Source organism: Spirillospora sp. NPDC049652, assembly GCF_040675125.1.
Taxonomy (GTDB): Bacteria; Actinomycetota; Actinomycetes; order Streptosporangiales; family Streptosporangiaceae; genus Spirillospora.
This window is the reverse complement of record NZ_JBFAOF010001588.1, coordinates 1-1,015: the sequence shown is the minus strand read 5'-3', so window position 1 is coordinate 1,015 and position 1,015 is coordinate 1. Positions and strand designations below refer to the sequence as shown.

2 protein-coding genes are annotated in these 1,015 nt (G+C 73.5%); both read left to right on the top strand.

The genetic code is table 11. The features are described from left to right. Nucleotides 1–138: 138 nt before the first annotated feature. On the top strand, nucleotides 139–630 hold the full coding sequence (locus AB0J52_RS42150; protein ID WP_500188936.1) for a hypothetical protein: 492 nt from the start codon (nucleotides 139–141) through the stop codon (nucleotides 628–630). A gap of 4 nt (nucleotides 631–634) precedes the next feature. Further along, nucleotides 635–1,015 (top strand): acyl-CoA thioesterase (locus tag AB0J52_RS42145; RefSeq protein WP_500188935.1); only part of this gene is annotated, 381 nt, incomplete at its 3' end.

Here is a 1,015-nt window from a genome sequence, read left to right as displayed (position 1 = left end):
CATAACCGTATAACTCGTTTTTTGTTTTTTTTTGTTTATTTCTCTCTTGGGCATTTCCGTTCCCCGGAGCCCCGGCCCGCCCCCCACCCCGCGGGCACCCCCGCCGGCCCGGGGCCGCAGGACGGCTCGGGCGGGGGCGTGGAGGAGCGGCGGGCGCGGACGGCGCTCGCGGCCGCGCGCGCCCTCGGCCGTCCCGTCACCGTGCGGTACCGCGCGGACGGACGGCCCGAGACGGACGCCGCCGCAGCGCTGTCGGCCGCGCACGGCGCCGGGGTCACCCTGTGCGTCGCGTCCGGCACCCCGGTGAGCTGCGACGTCGAGGCGGTCGCGGACCGGTCCGAGCAGGACTGGGCCGGCCTGCTCGGGCGGCACCACGGGCTCGCCGGGCTGCTCGCCCGCGAGCTCGGCGAGGACCCCGGCCTGGCGGCGACCCGGGTGTGGACCGCCGCCGAGTGCCTGCGCAAGGCGGGCCTGCCCGACGACGCGCCGCTGACCGCCGCCGGGCGGCCCCGGCCGGGCTGGGCGGTGCTCGCCTCCGGCGGCTCGCGGGTCGCCACGTTCGCCACGACCCTGCGGGACGGTCCCGGACCGGTCGTGTTCGCAGTCCTGACCGGAGAAGGACGGTCGTAACCCCATGAGCGACTACTTCGAGTACCGGCACACGGTCGGCTTCGAGGAGACCAACCTCGTCGGCAACGTCTACTACGTCAACTACCTGCGCTGGCAGGGCCGCTGCCGGGAGATGTTCCTCAAGGACCTCGCCCCGGACGTGCTCGCCGAGCTGTACGGCGACCTCAAGCTGTTCACCCTCAAGGTGGACTGCGAGTTCTTCGCCGAGATCACCGCGTTCGACGAGCTGTCGGTGCGGATGCGGCTGGTCGAGCTGGCGCAGACCCAGCTGGAGTTCGGGTTCGACTACGTCCGGCTGGACCCGGGCGGCGGCGAGACCCTCGTCGCCCGGGGACGGCAGCGGGTGGCGTGCATGCGCGGCCCCAACACCCGGACCGACCCGACC